Raw genomic sequence first — 15,951 nt, forward strand, 5'->3', positions numbered from 1 at the left:
AATCTCATTTCTGTGGAATTATTATCTCTATTATACCACAATTTTGTGATTTTTTCTTACTTTTTTCAATATAAAAAGCCGTGACTTATCGAATTCATCGGCTTTGTGAATTTTGTTTTTGATTTAAAGTAGTTCTGAGAGACTTTTAATATTCTTAGTTGCTATTGAAAGACTTGCTTTTGGGTCAAAGAAAATCGTGTTGACTTTTGCTGCATTTCCAGCTTCGATATCTATACTTCGGTCTCCAATCATTACGGTTTCTTTTGGATTAAGTTGGTATTTTTTTAAAAGATACAAAATTGAATCTGGTGCTGGTTTACGCGGAAAACCATCGTCGGCAGTCACAACTTCTGTGAAATACTGTTTTATGTTTGCTGCGGATAAAATATCTAAGACTTGTTTATCTCGATGCGATATCATGAAATTTTGACTGTTATTCTTTTTTATAGTTTCTAAAAGTAGCTGAGCATCGTTAAATAAAATTGGTTTTCGTAATGTTTCAGCTTCTAATGCTTTATAATTTTTTAAAAAATCAGGAAGGTCAGCGGCAAAAGTCTCAACCGCATGAGCTGTTGAAATCTTTAAGGCAGCATAAACTTCATCATGTAAAACGACGCGCTCTGACATTTTCCAAATCGTGGCAGCAAAAGCGTGTGTTGAGCTTTCATAATTATCAAGTAATGTGCCGCCTAAGTCCCAAATATAATTTTTGTAGTCCATACTGATATTATAACAAAAATAAGATTGTTCAGTATTGCGCAAGTCATTTTTTTAATGGATTTTTTAGATTTCTTGTTCAGTTCTTGAGAGAAGAATAACTGAAACGATGACTAAAATAATCGCAATAACAGATAAGGGAGTGAGTGGCATGGCAAAAAGAAAAATACTCAATAAAACAGCACTCAGTGGCTCTGTGGCTGTGGCAACATTGACAACTAAAGGAGATACGTACTGGACTGCTTGCAACCAGAGTAGAAAGGCAAAGGCTGTTCCAATAATTGCAATACAAAGCACATAAAAAATAGACAAGGGTTCAATCTTAAAATCTACTCTCCAAAGGGGATAAATAATATTGCTACCAATCCCTGCAATCAACATTCCCCAACCTGAAACATTGAGCGCTCCGTATTCGTCCAATAATCTTTTGGGGGAAATTGTGTAAATCACAACGGCGAGAGCCGTGATAAATCCTGCCAGTAAAGCAAGTGGTTTGATGACTAAATGTGTGAAATCTCCATTTGTAATCAGCAAAAAAACACCTAGCATTGCTAGCAAAACAAACAGAATAGATTTTAGTTTTGGAAGTTGATGCTGAACAAGTGCCTGAAAAGCCATGATAAAAACAGGTGCTGTGTACTGCAAAATCGTTGCTGTTGCTGAGTTTGAAAGTTGAATTGTCAGGTAATAGAAAAATTGCACAGAAAAAACACCACCAAATGTGTAGAGCAATAAAAGTGGTATATTTTTCTTGGTTTTCACCAGTTTAAAAAATGATTGGCGGTCTTTTAAATAAGACATCGCGAGTAAGATAATTCCTGCGACAATCAGACGAAAAGAGGTAATCCATAGAGCATTTCCATGATATGTTTCAAAAAAGAGTTGTCCGAAAATACCTGAAATACCCCATAAAATACCTGCTAGAACAGCTAAAAGTGTGCCTTTGAAAATTTGATGTTGTGTACCCATAACTCTCATTATAACATGAAAATGTTTTCTTCTCCATCGTTAATATGATTTTTTATTAATTTCATGTGAATTATTATATTTTATTATTTTAATTCAATGATTTCATCTGCAACTTCTTTGATGAAGTGATTATCATGCTCGACAATCATCATGCTGGGCTGAAAAGTTTTGAGAACTTGAAGGATTTGCTCATGATTAAAAACATCCAAATAATTGAGCGGTTCGTCCCAGATATAGAGATTGGCAGGTTGAGAGAGACTTTTTGCAAGTTCTACTTTCTTTTGCTGCCCTTGACTCATTGTTTCTATTTTTTGCTCAAAAGTTTTACGTTCCATGCCGAGTTTACGCAAATTTGAAAGAAAAAGTTCTGGATCTAACTTTTCTTTTTCAGCGAAAGCTTTGAGACTTCCTTCGTGTTGAAAAATTTGTTGAACATAAGAAATTTTTAATCCTTGGGGAAGATGAACAAGTCCTGCATGTTCTCCTGAAAAATTTCCTTCTAAGTATTTAATAATACTTGATTTTCCGTGTCCATTTGAGCCTGTAATTGCTACTATTTCTCCTACTTTTAGGGAAAAATCAATGGCTTCAAAAAGCATTTTTTCATCAAAACCGAGTGAAAATTTTTCAAACTGGACTAATCTTTTATGATGTGATATTTGAAAATTCATGGCTAGGGGAACTGTTTTTTCGATGTTTTTTAGCAATTTTTCTTTATTTTCAACTTCTTGACTCATGCGTTTTTCCATTGATTTCGCTCGTTGATTTTGTTTTTTGGCAACTTTTTTATCGACAAAAGTTGCTCCAGCAACATTTTCTCGCTGATTACTCCAATCTCTCTTTTCTAGTGATGTTTGTTTCAAACGAGAAATATCCTTACGCAATCTCCCATCTTCGGCAATTTCAAAGTTATCACGCAGCTTTTTTTCTGTTTCATAGATTGAAAAATTTCCTTGATAAAGTTGAATTTTTTGACGTTCAATCGCTAAGATATGGTCACAGACTTTATCTAAAAAATCTCTATCATGTGAAACTAGGATAAAACCTGATTTTTCTTTTAGATAATTTGCTACTTTTTCTCGTGAAGTAATATCCAGATGATTTGTTGGTTCATCAATGAGAGGAAAGTTAGATTTGTCCAAGAATAAAAGAGCTAAAAGACATTTTGTTTGCTCACCTCCTGATAGGCTTTCAAAAGGTTGCCAAAGACGGTCAAGGTTGACATCGAGCAAGGTTAATTCACGCTCTAATTGCCATTGCTCAAAATCTATGATGTCTTGTAGCGCATATAAAGTGAGTTCTTTTGTATTTTTTATTTTTTGTGGGAAGTAAATAAATTGTTTATTTGTTTTGACAGAACTGTCAGTTTTTATTTTTCCTTGTAAAATGTGAAGTAAGGTGGTTTTACCTCGACCATTTCGTCCGACAAGTCCTAATTTCCAACTGTCATCAATGTTGATGTTTGCTTGATTGAAAATAGTTGTATCTGTGTAGCTAAATGTTAATTGTTTGATTGTGATAGATGACATAAAAAAGCTCCTTTCTCACGACTTGATGTGAAAAAAGAGCTTTAAAAATCCGTAAATTTGTTAGAATTTAACAGTTAAAAAGTCTATTTCATTTTCAAGTCGTGCGGTAAAAAAATCTGCTGAAAATTATTTTTCAGAGGTTTAAATTTTCTACTTTGCATGACTTAAAATTTCAATAGACTGTACTTCCTTTATTTTTATTGGTTTTATTATAACATATTTTTGACAGTTTCGTCAAAATTTTTTTAGGCTTCTGAGAGGACTTCGTCCGCAAATTTTTCAACTTCTGCTGTTTGAGCTTCCGTCAAATCTCCACCTGCTTGTGAAAAGAGTGAAAAGCCTTGCATATTCATATGTAAATCAATCGCATGATTGCTGACTTTAATTCCTTTTGTTTGAGCTGCTGCTTGGATTTTTTTGATGGCAGAATCCAAATGTCCAGATGTTGAAAATGCAACTACTTCTTTAACTTTTGATTTGTCTAATGTGTTCAAAAATTCTTTCATATCTTTTGTGACATTGGCGAACCAAACACCGCCACCAACGAAAAGAACATCTACTTCTTCATTGAGTGGTTCTGAGACGCGTTTTGCTGTCACACCTGCTTTTTTGGCGATGACATCTGCTACTGCTCGTGTATTTCCTCCACGTGAGGCATATCTTACTGCAAACTTCATAATAAAACTTCCTTTTCTAATAATAAGTTCAAATGATTTCGTTTTCAGTATATCATATTTGAAAGCGGATGTAAAAAGTTTTCACTTTCTTTTTGCTCTACGCTGTTTTCTATTTTCTAAACTTTGCTTGCCACGCTCGCGCACTTCGACAAAATCTGGCAGCTGATTGTACTTCATAGATAGAACCAGTCCAAGTCCGATAATATTTGCCATCAGAGCTGAACCGCCTTGTGAGATAAAAGGTAATGGAATACCAGTCAACGGAACAACACCGATTGCTGCGCCAATATTTTCAAAAACGTGGAAGAGAATCATCATGATAATTCCTGTTGAAATGTAAGTGTAGAATTGATTATTTGACTTCAAAGTTACGCGAATCATGCGATAAATGAGAATAAAATAAAGAATGATTAAGAAAGTAGAGCCAATAAATCCGAAATCTTCGCCAATGACAGTAAAAATCATATCGGATTCACGCACGGGAACATTGACATTTGCAACACCCAATCCATGGCCCCAAAGTCCACCAATCCCAATGGCAATCAATGAGTGCGACTGTTGCAAACTGATTGTTTGCATATATTCAAAAGGATGTAGCCAAGAGATAAAACGATTAATCTGATATTGACCAAAACCAAGACCTTCCAAAAGTCTTTGTGTGGTTGGATTGAGTACCATTGCAACAATTCCTGCTCCTATCGCGGCAACAATCGCAATTGCTGGTACTAAAATTTTCCAAGAAATCCCTGAAATAAGGATAATCCCAGCCAAAATAACTAAGAACACAAGAAAAGTTCCAAAGTCATGCTGTAAAGCGGCTAAAATAGCTACGGGCAACGTTGCTAAAAGTAAGCGTCCAATCAAGCGAAAATCGTCTTTGATGTAACGTTTTTTTAGTTGTGTTTGAAATTGTACGACCAGCCGCGAGAGAAAGAGAATATAGGAAATTTTCATGAATTCTGACGGTTGAAAAAGGTTATGTCCTCCAAGAGCTACCCAGTTTTTAGCTCCTGTCAAATATGCTGTTGAAGCACTATAAAAGAAGATTGGAAGCACCATGAGACAAAGTCCGAGGACGTAGAAAAAAGGGGTTAATTTCCAAAGAAGATGTGAATCTAAGTGCATGACAATAAGACCGACAAAAATACCGATGACAACCCACGCACCTTGCTGGGCAACCATTTGCGTAGCCTGACTTGGATGGTCGTGACTGACAGCAACATAAAGTGCGTAAAGTCCGATGAGAATTAGCATAAAGGCGGGTAAAAGTAGCGCATAGTCAATACGGCTATCAAAAGAAAATCCGTTCTTATTTTTTTTATTCAAAACTTGCTCCAGTAGTTCTTATATTTTCTTAGAAAGTTATTATTTCTGATATATTTGTGTGTTTTTACACATTTTTTAAAAATCAATAGTTCTATTATACATTTTTTTAGTTAAAATTTGGGAAACTTTTTAAAATTTTTTTGAAAAAATACCACTTTTGTGGTATTGATTTCTAAAGAATATGTTCCAAAAATCCGCCACCAAATATTAGCAAATAGGAATAGAGGAAAATTGGGAGAGGCTTGCATAAGATGAGTGTCCAAAAGAGGAAACGCCAGCTCATTTTCGTTTGACTTGCGATGAGAACGAGTGCATCATCTGGCGCAATCGGTGAGAGAATGAGCAAAGCAAAGATGATGTTAAAACGTTTCTGTCCTTTGTCTAGCCAGCCCATATAACGTTTATAATTTTTTTCTTTAACAAAAGTTTGAACGAGCGATTGACCGTATTTTCTTCCAAAATGAAAGAGGAGAAGGGAACCCAAAACGATACCGATATAGTTGTAGAAGAAACCTTCAACTGGTCCAAAAATCAAGACACCGGCTGCCATTGTCAAGCCGCCTGGAATGATTGGGACGATAACTTGAATGACTTGCATACAAAAGAAAATAAGTGGGCCCATAAATTTATGAGCGATAATCAGTTGCTGCAAAACTGCTTTGTTTTGGAAAGCACCAAGCCGCCAGAGATAAATTCCACCGATAATCGTCGCTAAAAGGCCAAGTATCGTGATAATATTAAAAATTCTCTTAATATATTTTAATACATTATCGTTCAAGAACTTTCCTCACTTTAGTTATTTTTTTGATGCTGAGCAAGATAAGTTTCGCCTTCAACAATCCAGTCTGGAAGCTCTTTTGCTAAGCTCGCAAAACCAATTTTGTCTCGTGTATCTGTAAAATGTTTTTTGCGATAATAATGGTGAATTTGTGGATTTTCTTCTAAACTACGAATGGAAAGGCTGACTTTGCCATTGTATTCGTCAAGGTCGATAATCTGTGCTTTCATTCGTTGACCAATCGTGACAAGTTCATGAATGCTTTTGATGAAGCCTGACTGGATTTCTGAGATGTGAATGAGTCCTTTTTGTTCCTCATTTTCTTCTGACAGACTTGATTTTTCATTTTTAAGATTTTTGACAGAACTGTCAAAAACTTTTTCGCCCGTTTTAGACTTTTTGACAGAATTGTCAGCAGTTTCTGGGATGATAAGTTTGACAAAAGCCCCGTAATCCTGCATTCCAATGACTTCTACTTCAACAATATCACCGATTTTCATTTGTTTCATATCCATTTATTTTTCAATAATTTCAATATTTTCGATGATGACATCATCAACTGGCTTGTCTTGAACACCGACTTTCACATTGGCAATCTCGTCAAGCACAGCAAAACTTTCGTCATCAACAAGCTGTCCAAAAACGGTGTGACGTCCGTCAAGATGTGGCGTTCCGCCATTTGTATAAACTTCCGCAACTTCTTCTGGCCAGCCACCATCAACGAGCGCATCCTTTGAGTAAGGCAAATTTTTATTTTGAACAATGAAAAATTGGCTGCCGTTCGTATTTGGGCCAGCATTTGCCATAGATAAAGCACCACGCAGGTTGAATGCATCCATAGAAAATTCATCTTCAAATTTATCGCCGTAAATTGAGCTGCCGCCCATTCCAGTACCTGTTGGGTCACCACCTTGAATCATGAAATCTTTGATAATTCTGTGGAAAATAACTCCGTCATAATAGCCTTGTTTGCTCAACTCAACAAAATTTTTCACTGTTTTTGGTGCAAGTTCATCGAGCAATTTGACTGTCATATTTCCGTGATTAGTCTTGATAACAGCCGTTGTACCTACTGCGTTTGTAATATCTATTTGTGGATAAGTCATTTTTATATTTCCTTCTAAATTTATTTTTGACAATTCTGTCAAAATGTAAAGTTGTACCCTGTCAAAAAATTTTTCTCAATCAATCATCTGTAAAACTTGCAAAGCTTTTAAAATCCCGTCATTTTCAACTGTGTCCGTGACATAATCAGCTTTTTCAAGGATTTCTGGGTGCGAAATTTTCATAGCAACAGACAAGCCAGCAAGGTCAAACAGCTCGCGGTCATTGAGTTCATCACCAAAATTCATCATATTTTCCGCCGTCAATCCAAGAACATCAAGCACTTGCTTGCAACCTTCCGCTTTTGAGCCTGTCATCGGAACAATATCTGAACTATTTGGGTGCCAACGTACCATCCGAATTTTTTGCGCCAGATTTTCCGGTAAAGCAATCTTGTCATCATGGTCAGAAATCGTCAACATCTGAAAAACATCATGTGTCTGATAATAACTCTCATCGGCAAGCAACTCCGCATAAACAGGAGCAATCGCATCCTCAGCCACTTTATCCCATTTGGACACGCGCAACTGGTCACTTCCAACAAAGGCAAATTCGCTATGAACGCTCTTGAGCCAAGTCATAATCTCCTCAACCAAATCAGTCGCAAAGGGATGTTTATAAATCACATCATGTGCCTGATTTTCAACATACGCACCATTGATTGTCACAAAATAATCAGGTTCAAGTGCAAGCACTTCTGGCACAACGCCGTAAAGATTGCGTCCTGTGGCAATTCCTGTCATAATTCCTTTTTCACGGAGTTTAGCGAAAACTTCATTGATACTTTCCGGCATAAAAGCCGTATTTTTCACGCGCAGTGTATCATCAATATCAAAAAAGATAATCTTGATTTTTTCTGCCTTTTTTACTAAATTTTCCATTGCTATATTATATCATAAATTCCATATTTTCGGCGCAGATTTTCGTATTTTTCCTACTTAAACCAAGCCGTGTTGAATCGCGTAAATCGTCGCCTGCGTGCGGTCGGATACTTCTAACTTTGTAAAAATATTGGAAACATGCGTTTTCACTGTTTTCAGACTAATATAAAGTTTATCAGCAATATCCTGATTACTCAAACCTGTCGCAAGCACCTTTAAGACTTCCAGTTCACGTTTTGACAAATCATCATAAAGTTCATGCCTGCGATGTTTTTGCTGGGCAATCTTTTCCTTAACCGCCTCAGACAATACGTCCTCACCAGCAGCTACTTTACGCACAGCATTCGCAATTTCTGCCGCCTGTGACGTCTTTAAGATATAACCTTTCGCTCCCGCAGCAAGTGCTGGAAAAACCTTCTCATCATCAATAAAACTTGTTAAAATCAAGATTTTCTGCTCAGGGTCACGCGCCAAAATCTTCTGTGTCGAGCCAATGCCATCTAGCCTATCCATCACTAAGTCCATCAAAATCACATCAGGCTTCAGCGCTTCTGCCTTCAAAAAACCAGATTCTCCATCTGAAGCTTCGCCAACCACCTCGATATCTGGCTGAATGCCCATAAAACTTGACAATCCAAGCCGAACCATCTGATGATCATCTACAATCAAAAGTTTAATTTTGTTCAATTTTCGGTATCCTTACTTCGACAATCGTGCCTTGATTTGGCGCAGAAACAACTTTTGCATCTCCACCAAGTAACAGCGCGCGTTCTTTGATATTTGCCAGCCCATAACTCGCCGATTTTTCATCGCTTGTATCAAAACCGACACCGTCATCTGCTATTCTAAGTATAATATTACCATATTTTTCGTTTAAAGACACATCAATATTGTCCGCTTGCGAATGACGCAAAGTATTGCTTAGAATTTCTTGTGCTGTCCGAAAAAGATTATCCTCAATATTACTTGAAGCACTGATATCACTCAGTTTGATATTGATATTTGCTGAGATTTTTGCACTCAATTCGTCTGTTAATGCTGTTAAACCTTGAACCAATGATTTCCCATCTAATTCCACAGGACGCAAGTGTAAAAGCAGGGCGCGCATTTCATTTTGCGCTTCATGCAGGACTTTCAAAACAAGCGTTGTTTGTGTCATGACTTGTTCTTCTGAAAGATTATTTGCCGTTGTGACCGAGGATAAAATCATCGTTGCCGCAAAAAGTTCCTGACTCACTGAATCGTGCAATTCCCGCGAAATTCTCTTGCGCTCTGTTTCAATGATTTCAGCCTTATCCACCGATTTTTGCTTGGACAATTCTTGAAGTTCATTGGACATATTCATGATTTTTTCATGGACAATCTGCAATTCAGGATTTGCAGGTTGCTGATTTTGCTCCAAACGCTTCACATCTTCTGTAAATTCTTGTTTAATTTTCGCATTTTCTACATAATTGAAAATCGTGAAAACCAGCGCCAAAACACCCGCGACAGACAGAAAAATCCAGAGATAATAGAGATTATTGCTCACCTGATTCATCATGCCAGTCATCGGAGTCGTATTCGTTATCAAAAGTTGCAACACATCAACGACAACAATAATCAGAAAAACTGCCGTAAATGTGGTTAAGATTGATTTTTTCATAAAATTTTCCTGCTCATTTCTCACAAAAATTTAGCCAGAAATTTTCCTGCCTAAATTTTATGTCTGTATTTAACCGCGTACAACTTCGATATTTCCTGTTTCTACCCGTATCATAATCCGAATACGTTTCGTCATACTTTCAGCATTTTCGCTGAAATAACGGATATTTCCTGCATTGATTTTTGCTGCTTCATCGAAAATTTTGACAATGCCAGTATTTGTCGTGACATCAAGCACAACTGCGACATCATCAGGCACAATAATTTTCGTATTTCCTGTTGCTTTCTTTATAGATAAGCTGTTGCCAGTTGCTTTAAAACTGATATCATCAAGGTCGATAATATCATTGCCATTATTCTTGTTAATCCTCGTTTCAGGATTTTCCGTCTGATGTCCAAAGAAAACCGAACTTGGATTTCCTTGCATCTCACGTGGGTGATTTTTCCAAAAAACAATCACTGTGATGATTGGGAAAATAATCGCCAGCCAGAACCAACCTGCTGTCACCAGAATAATCACCGTGATTGCCCACAAAACTGTACTTATCACGCGGAAAAATCCTGAACGCAGACGACTCGCCAAAAGACTGAAAACGATAGATAAAACGAGCATCACAAGGAAATGTGGACTGCGCGCCATGTGAAACAACAAACCAAAAATGATAAGTGCTTCTATAATAAGTATAACTCTTAATCGTCTATTCATAACTCCATTTTATCAAATTTTGATAAGAAAATAATCAGCCTAAAGACTGATTATTTTTTTGACAAAGCTGTCAAAACTCATTTTCACTTTTTTACCATAAAAATCTTTGTCAAACGGCTTTTTTTATTTTTGACAGAACTGCCGTAGGGGCTAGAGAATTTATTCTCACCCTGTCAAAAAATTTTTTATCGAATACCAAGCGCAATCCGAGCATATCGGCTCATTTTATCAACTGTCCAAGCAGGATACCAGACAAGATTAACCTTAATCTCAGTTACTTCGGCAATATCTCTCAACGCATCATGAATTTGTTCTGTCAAAAGGTCAGCCAACGGACAGCCCATTGTTGTCAAGGTCATCTTGATTTCAGTCACTCCGCTATCTTCAAAACTGATTTCGTAAACAAGTCCAAGGTTGATAATATCAATTCCTAGTTCCGGGTCAATCACATTTTCAAGAGCTTCCAATATTTTATTTTTAATTGCTTCAACTTCTTCTACACTGTATTTATCTTCTGCCATGACTTTATTCCTTTATGTAAAATTTCTTTGACAATTTGATTATATCAAAATTCTTGAAAAATAACATCTTTTAAGTTCAAAGTATTAGAAAAAGGCAATCACGAATTTTTATAATTTTAAAGTTCAGCGACAAGCCAAGATGATAAACTTATATAAAAAAGGAGAAGATTATGAGCGAAAGAAACAAGAAAATTTTAATAGGAATTTTTATCGTCATTTTTATCATTGTTGCTAGTGTTTTTATTGAAAAATCAAGAAGCACAAAAGAAGCCAAAAACACTGTAAAGCTAGGTTTGATGCCTGGTGGAAAGCAAGAAGACGCTATTTGGAAGCAAGTGAAAGCTAATGCAAAAAAAGAATATCACATCAACTTGAAATTTATCAATTTCACAGATGGCGACGAGCCAAATAAAGCCCTAACATCTGGCGAAATTGACCTGAATGCTTTTCAACATTATGCTTATCTCTCCTCATGGAATAAGGCAAATCATGGAGATATTGTTTCTATTGGTGATACGATTATCACACCCATTCATCTTTATTCCTTCAAATATAAGAAAGTCAGTGAAATTCCTGATAGCGCAACGATTGCCATTCCAAATGATGCTTCCAACGAAAGTCGCGCCCTCTATGTTTTAAAAAATGCAGGTTTAATCAAACTAGATAAAAGTAACGGTGCTTTATCAACAATCAAAGATATCACAAGCAATCCTAAAAAATTGACCATCAAAGAAGTTGACGCTTCTCAAATCCCTAGAACTTTAACCTCAATAGACGCTGCAGTCATCAATTATAATTTTGCTATTTCAGCAAAAATACCTGAAAAAGATTCTATTTATAAAGAACCACTAAATAAAGATTCCGCTCAATGGATTAACTTTATTGCCGCAAGAAAAAAAGATAAAAATAAGAAACTTTATAAAGAAGTCGTCAAAGCTTACGAACAAAAAAACGTATCAGAAATTATCAAAAAAGAATATCCTGATGGTGGCGAAATCCCCGCTTGGAATTTAAATCTAAAATAAACAATAAAAAAATGAGAATTTCTTGATGAAATTCTCATTTTTCTATTTTCTAGTTCAATTAGATAGAAACTTTTTTACCAAATAAACCTAATCCTGCGGTAAAGATAATTGTTATCATTCCTAAAATCAGCACATAAATTCCGACATTTCCCTGAAGTGAAATCACTTGACGTAAAAGGCGAATAGCATAAGTCATTGGTATCCAAGGATTGATAACTTGGAAGACTTTAGCCGTAAGTTGGAGCGGATAAGTCCCAGCTGATGCTGCCAACTGTACAATCAATAAAACAAGCGAGACAAAGGCACCGACTTTACCCAGCCACATATTGAGGAAAGTCACAAGTGCCATAAAGGAAAGACTAATTAAAATTGTGCCAAAAAGCATTCCCCAACCATAGTTTGCTCGTAAACCGAGTGCATAAACTGCTCCAGTAACAATGAGCGCTTGTCCCACAGCAATCACACCATTTGTACCGATTTTTGCCAGAATGAAATCACGTCCATTTTTCCATTGTTTGTGTGAGAGACTCGTTCCCAACATGATATTCGTCGATATTGCCCCGACAAAGAGTGCCACAGCAATCATATAAGGCGCCATACCCACACCATTATTTGCTGTATTATCTCTATCTGTATGGCTCACTTTCAAAGGTCTCGCAATACTATCTGCATTGATTTTCGCTGTATTAGTAGCAGATAATCCATTTTTTGCTCCTGTCAATGCACCGGCAAGATGATTGGCTCCTGTATTTATTGTGCTTAAACCATTTTCCAGAGAATTTCCGCCTGCAGAGAGTTCTTTACTTCCTGAAGCAAGCTGACTTGCGCCTTGCGCTAACTGATTGCTTCCCTGTGTCAAAGTGCCATTATTTCCTTGAAGTTGTGTTAACCCTGTCGCAAGCTGATTTGAACCAGTCTTAAGTGTTTCAGATTTTTGAGCTAATTGTTGTGCACCTGAATTTGCTTGATTGAGCGCCTGACTAAATTGTCCAAATCCTGTATCAAGCTGACTTGTCCCCGTTTGCAACACACTATGGAAACTTGTTAAACCAGTATTCAGTTGATTCATACCAGGAAGCACTTGCCCTGTCATAGCTGTATTTACTTGGTTCATACCATTTGACAGAGTTGTCAAAGCTTCATTTGCTCCTGGAAGCACTTGATTGGCAGCTGTCGCCAGAGTTTGCGTTTGAGCTTGTAATGTTGTCAAATCTGCTGCGACCGCATTTAAGCTTGTTTGTACAGATTGTAGATTTTGACTAGAAGATTGTTGCAAAGCATTCAATACTTCTGTTTTTTGCGCCGCTGTCAAATCCAACTTCATTACTGCTTCTGCCTGTTGAGAACTAAGGTCTTTCAAATTACTAGAAACATTGTTCAGTTGCTTCGTCAAATCCGTTGATAAATCTGTATTTTTTGTCCCATCTTGAATACTTTGATTGAGCTGAGTCAAGTTTGATTGAAGAGTTGCAATATTGGATTTTTGACTTGCTGATAATGTCGTCTTGGCTGACAATGTTGTCAAACCATCCAAAAGTTGTTGACTCGCTGTTTGTAATTTTTGAGCAGCATCATTTGTTTCAGAGAATTTAGACAGACCGTCCGAAATATCTTTCGACTTATCCGTTAAAGTTTGTGTTCCTGCTGCCAGTTGTTCCGTTGCCGCTGAAAATTGATTGGAACCATTAGCTAGCTGCACAGCTCCTGTTTGTACCTGTGTTACAGCCGATAAATACTTATCAACACCAACATTTAAGTCTTTTGCACCATCAGAAAATGTCACTGTCGATTTTGACAGTTTTGTCAAATTTTCTGAGAGAGTTTTTGAGCCTGTCAAAGCCGTTGAACTTCCGTCAGAAAGTTTATCAGCACCATCAGAAGCCTGATTCATACCAGATTTCAAAGTGGACATATTGTCAAAAATCGCTTGCGTATATTTTTCGGTAATATTCTTTGAAACTTCTGCTTCTAGCTTCGCCATAGCACTCTCACCCATTTTTGATGAAATATAATTATGACCTTGTGACGTCTGATAATTTAAAGTAACCTGTTTAGGAGAAGAACTCATCAGACTTGCCGCATGAGACGAAAAATTCTTTGGAAATGTGACAACGACATAATAATCGCCATTTTTCATTCCCTTAGCTGCTTTCTCCTTTGATACAAAATGATAATCTAATTCTTTCCCAGATTTCATTTCCTTCACCACATCTTTTCCCAAATTCAATTTTCCACCGGATAATTCAGACGATTTGTCCAAATTCACCACAGCAACTGGTAAATCTTGCAAATGTCCATAAGGATTCCACATTGAACTTAGAAAAATCCAGTTATAAAGCGCTGGTACCAACGCAAGAACAACCATAATAACCAAGAAAAATTTATGTTTTAAAATTGCTTGCCATTCTTTTTTTAACATATTACCTCCAATTTTATAGACATTTCGTCTAAAAATGTTATAATAGTATTATATCGCATTTATAAGAATTGTCACTTATTCCGAACTGGATTTTGGACAATCTGTATAAATTTGTCTAAGGAATAAAAAATATGTCAACAGATAATCGAAAAGACCGCACCAAAACACAATTACGCAATGCCATGATTCAGCTTTTGCAAGAAAAGTCCTTTGACCAAATTTCAACAACTGAACTCGTCAAAGTCGCAAAAGTCAGTCGTAGTGGCTTTTACACCCACTATCAAGATAAATACGATATGATTGAAGCTTATCAACAAACACTTTTTGAAACCATTCAATACGTCTTTGAAAAAAATAACGGAAATCTTCGCGCCACACTGCTTGAAACCTACCAATTTCTCAATCGTAACGAAATTTATGCCGCACTTCTTTCCGAAAATGGCAGCAAAGAAATCCATCAGTTTTTCCTTTACAAACTCAAAGATTTACTAGAAAGCTCTTTTGTACCACAAAACCTCACTCACAAAACTTTCAACAAACTAGAAAAAATCTATATTTCCGCCTATTTTTCTAACGCAGTTTTCGGAATTACTCAACTTTGGATTCGACGCAATAAAAAAGAAACTCCCGAACAACTCACAGAAATGCTTCTAAAACTGATTATTTAATTTATATAAGCTGTTTCTTTTGCTATCACACGTCCATTGTGTTACAATTTTTATAAGGAATTTCGTGATAAGCCTTTCGTCAACTCAAGAGAAAGGAGATTGTATTATGACATTTATCAGTAAAAACAAATTGTTTAAGTACACTGTCACACTAGATATTTCACAAAACATCTTCAAAGTCTATCTCGTTAGTAACCCCACTATTTGTGGTTCAGGAGAGACGATTGAAGATGCTGTAAAAAATTTAGAAGCACTCGCTTAAAGGAGAGCAAAAACAATGGGTAATTATCCCTCACAATAAAAGTATCTACTTGATATGCGAGTAGATACTTTTTTATTATTCAAAATAAACCTTATGCCTAAAAAATTGTTTAATAAAATCTTTTCCCACTTACTCTTTCGCATTTTCCAAACTAATCGTTTCTATATTTATTTCTCCCCTCTTTACACGCCGTGTAAGAGTAGAAAGAGTGATATCAAGATATTTTGCCAAAGCCGTCTTACTTTCAAACGTTTTCCCCTCATAAGTAATTGCAAGAACACCTCGTTTCCCACGCATATTCGGACTTTCTAACGGAATTCCCTTTGCCAATCGTTCACATAATTGTGAAAGACTAATACCATATGCTTTCGCACAAACAGTCTTTGAAGCATAAACTTTCCCAGCATACTGTATTTCTACACCTCTTTTTAAATGAACGTGCTTTCTCAACGGATTTTCCAAAGGAATCTCTCGTTTTAAACGCCGATTTAAATTAGATGGACTCAAACCCATCACATCCGCCAATGCTTTCCTAGAAGGATAATACTTTCCTTGATAGATTATAGGACGTGCTTTTGTTCCTGTATTTCTTATTGCTTCCAAAGGAATTCCCATTTCCAACCGTTTCATTGTTTGAGTACTACTTAAATTAAATGCACGAGCTAATGCCGCATATGAAGGATATTCCTTCTTCTTATAAGTTACTTTTTTCATTTTTTCCCTTT

Annotated in this window: 18 protein-coding genes; 3 read left to right on the forward strand and 15 right to left on the reverse strand. The window is 36.4% G+C overall.

The features are described 5' to 3' along the window. Window positions 1-123 precede the first annotated feature (123 nt). From KJS36_RS04985 to KJS36_RS05040, 13 genes are all read right to left on the reverse strand, one after another. Window positions 124-720, reverse strand: a complete 597-nt coding sequence (locus KJS36_RS04985; RefSeq protein ID WP_213534952.1) for an HAD-IA family hydrolase — start codon at window positions 718-720, stop codon at window positions 124-126. A 63-nt stretch (window positions 721-783) separates the two neighbouring features. Beyond that, window positions 784-1,686 (reverse strand): DMT family transporter, encoded by a 903-nt coding sequence (locus KJS36_RS04990; RefSeq protein WP_213534954.1) that lies wholly within the window; start codon window positions 1,684-1,686, stop codon window positions 784-786. Between the two features lie 83 nt (window positions 1,687-1,769). Continuing rightward, window positions 1,770-3,215, reverse strand: a complete 1,446-nt coding sequence (gene abc-f, locus KJS36_RS04995) for a ribosomal protection-like ABC-F family protein (RefSeq protein ID WP_213534956.1) — start codon at window positions 3,213-3,215, stop codon at window positions 1,770-1,772. Window positions 3,216-3,460: 245 nt separating this feature from the next. Continuing rightward, on the reverse strand, window positions 3,461-3,892 hold the full coding sequence (locus KJS36_RS05000) for a flavodoxin family protein (RefSeq protein ID WP_213534958.1): 432 nt from the start codon (window positions 3,890-3,892) through the stop codon (window positions 3,461-3,463). Between the two features lie 81 nt (window positions 3,893-3,973). Next, window positions 3,974-5,218, reverse strand: coding sequence for an FtsW/RodA/SpoVE family cell cycle protein (locus KJS36_RS05005; RefSeq protein ID WP_244842668.1), 1,245 nt, complete (start codon window positions 5,216-5,218; stop codon window positions 3,974-3,976). Between the two features lie 172 nt (window positions 5,219-5,390). Further along, a complete protein-coding gene (locus KJS36_RS05010; protein WP_213534960.1) occupies window positions 5,391-5,996 on the reverse strand; it encodes a TVP38/TMEM64 family protein in 606 nt (201 codons plus the stop codon). Between the two features lie 14 nt (window positions 5,997-6,010). Continuing rightward, the gene (locus KJS36_RS05015; protein ID WP_213534962.1) at window positions 6,011-6,511 is read right to left on the reverse strand and encodes a S1 RNA-binding domain-containing protein; all 501 of its coding nucleotides are present in this window, start codon (window positions 6,509-6,511) and stop codon (window positions 6,011-6,013) included. Then, window positions 6,512-7,102, reverse strand: coding sequence for a peptidylprolyl isomerase (locus KJS36_RS10805; protein WP_244842680.1), 591 nt, complete (start codon window positions 7,100-7,102; stop codon window positions 6,512-6,514). A gap of 75 nt (window positions 7,103-7,177) precedes the next feature. Continuing rightward, on the reverse strand, window positions 7,178-7,981 hold the full coding sequence (locus KJS36_RS10810; protein ID WP_244842682.1) for a Cof-type HAD-IIB family hydrolase: 804 nt from the start codon (window positions 7,979-7,981) through the stop codon (window positions 7,178-7,180). Window positions 7,982-8,038: 57 nt separating this feature from the next. After that, window positions 8,039-8,668 carry a response regulator gene (locus tag KJS36_RS05025; protein WP_213534964.1) on the reverse strand — a complete coding sequence of 210 codons (630 nt, stop codon included), beginning with the start codon at window positions 8,666-8,668 and terminating at the stop codon, window positions 8,039-8,041. Then, complete coding sequence (locus tag KJS36_RS05030) at window positions 8,655-9,626, reverse strand: sensor histidine kinase (RefSeq protein ID WP_213534967.1); 972 nt, start codon at window positions 9,624-9,626, stop codon at window positions 8,655-8,657. The genes KJS36_RS05025 and KJS36_RS05030 overlap by 14 nt, the downstream gene beginning before the upstream one ends. A 69-nt stretch (window positions 9,627-9,695) precedes the next feature. Beyond that, a complete protein-coding gene (gene liaF / locus KJS36_RS05035) occupies window positions 9,696-10,331 on the reverse strand; it encodes a cell wall-active antibiotics response protein LiaF (protein WP_213534969.1) in 636 nt (211 codons plus the stop codon). A gap of 185 nt (window positions 10,332-10,516) precedes the next feature. Continuing rightward, entirely contained in the window at window positions 10,517-10,852 is a 336-nt protein-coding gene (locus tag KJS36_RS05040) for a metal-sulfur cluster assembly factor (RefSeq protein ID WP_213534971.1), read from the reverse strand. 170 nt (window positions 10,853-11,022) lie between these two features. Here KJS36_RS05040 and KJS36_RS05045 point away from each other — a divergent pair, with 170 nt between their 5' ends. Next, complete coding sequence (locus KJS36_RS05045; RefSeq protein ID WP_213534973.1) at window positions 11,023-11,877, forward strand: MetQ/NlpA family ABC transporter substrate-binding protein; 855 nt, start codon at window positions 11,023-11,025, stop codon at window positions 11,875-11,877. A 58-nt stretch (window positions 11,878-11,935) separates the two neighbouring features. Here the strand turns inward: KJS36_RS05045 and KJS36_RS05050 are convergent, their stop codons facing one another. Continuing rightward, window positions 11,936-14,296 (reverse strand): YhgE/Pip domain-containing protein, encoded by a 2,361-nt coding sequence (locus tag KJS36_RS05050; RefSeq protein ID WP_213534975.1) that lies wholly within the window; start codon window positions 14,294-14,296, stop codon window positions 11,936-11,938. A 131-nt stretch (window positions 14,297-14,427) separates the two neighbouring features. Here KJS36_RS05050 and KJS36_RS05055 point away from each other — a divergent pair, with 131 nt between their 5' ends. Further along, window positions 14,428-14,964 carry a TetR/AcrR family transcriptional regulator gene (locus KJS36_RS05055; RefSeq protein WP_213534977.1) on the forward strand — a complete coding sequence of 179 codons (537 nt, stop codon included), beginning with the start codon at window positions 14,428-14,430 and terminating at the stop codon, window positions 14,962-14,964. A gap of 106 nt (window positions 14,965-15,070) precedes the next feature. After that, window positions 15,071-15,226: a hypothetical protein gene (locus KJS36_RS05060; RefSeq protein ID WP_213534979.1), complete on the forward strand. Its 156-nt coding sequence runs from the start codon at window positions 15,071-15,073 to the stop codon at window positions 15,224-15,226. Between the two features lie 129 nt (window positions 15,227-15,355). On the opposite strand, the gene KJS36_RS05065 is transcribed toward KJS36_RS05060, so the two are convergent. Continuing rightward, entirely contained in the window at window positions 15,356-15,940 is a 585-nt protein-coding gene (locus KJS36_RS05065; protein ID WP_213534981.1) for a hypothetical protein, read from the reverse strand. Window positions 15,941-15,951: the final 11 nt, after the last annotated feature.

The organism is Lactococcus nasutitermitis (genome assembly GCF_018403765.1).
In the GTDB taxonomy this organism is placed as follows: Bacteria; Bacillota; Bacilli; order Lactobacillales; family Streptococcaceae; genus Lactococcus; species Lactococcus nasutitermitis.

What these genes read in the sequence shown, in the direction of transcription:
- liaF (WP_213534969.1), bottom strand. Translation starts at nt 10,331, where the DNA reads ATGAATAGACGATTAAGAGTTATACTTATTATAGAAGCACTTATCATT.
- KJS36_RS05000 (WP_213534958.1), bottom strand. Translation starts at nt 3,892, where the DNA reads ATGAAGTTTGCAGTAAGATATGCCTCACGTGGAGGAAATACACGAGCA.
- abc-f (WP_213534956.1), bottom strand. Translation starts at nt 3,215, where the DNA reads ATGTCATCTATCACAATCAAACAATTAACATTTAGCTACACAGATACA.
- KJS36_RS05045 (WP_213534973.1), top strand. Translation starts at nt 11,023, where the DNA reads ATGAGCGAAAGAAACAAGAAAATTTTAATAGGAATTTTTATCGTCATT.
- KJS36_RS10810 (WP_244842682.1), bottom strand. Translation starts at nt 7,981, where the DNA reads ATGGAAAATTTAGTAAAAAAGGCAGAAAAAATCAAGATTATCTTTTTT.
- KJS36_RS04985 (WP_213534952.1), bottom strand. Translation starts at nt 720, where the DNA reads ATGGACTACAAAAATTATATTTGGGACTTAGGCGGCACATTACTTGAT.
- KJS36_RS05055 (WP_213534977.1), top strand. Translation starts at nt 14,428, where the DNA reads ATGTCAACAGATAATCGAAAAGACCGCACCAAAACACAATTACGCAAT.
- KJS36_RS05015 (WP_213534962.1), bottom strand. Translation starts at nt 6,511, where the DNA reads ATGGATATGAAACAAATGAAAATCGGTGATATTGTTGAAGTAGAAGTC.
- KJS36_RS05050 (WP_213534975.1), bottom strand. Translation starts at nt 14,296, where the DNA reads ATGTTAAAAAAAGAATGGCAAGCAATTTTAAAACATAAATTTTTCTTG.
- KJS36_RS05060 (WP_213534979.1), top strand. Translation starts at nt 15,071, where the DNA reads ATGACATTTATCAGTAAAAACAAATTGTTTAAGTACACTGTCACACTA.
- KJS36_RS05040 (WP_213534971.1), bottom strand. Translation starts at nt 10,852, where the DNA reads ATGGCAGAAGATAAATACAGTGTAGAAGAAGTTGAAGCAATTAAAAAT.
- KJS36_RS05030 (WP_213534967.1), bottom strand. Translation starts at nt 9,626, where the DNA reads ATGAAAAAATCAATCTTAACCACATTTACGGCAGTTTTTCTGATTATT.
- KJS36_RS04990 (WP_213534954.1), bottom strand. Translation starts at nt 1,686, where the DNA reads ATGGGTACACAACATCAAATTTTCAAAGGCACACTTTTAGCTGTTCTA.
- KJS36_RS10805 (WP_244842680.1), bottom strand. Translation starts at nt 7,102, where the DNA reads ATGACTTATCCACAAATAGATATTACAAACGCAGTAGGTACAACGGCT.
- KJS36_RS05065 (WP_213534981.1), bottom strand. Translation starts at nt 15,940, where the DNA reads ATGAAAAAAGTAACTTATAAGAAGAAGGAATATCCTTCATATGCGGCA.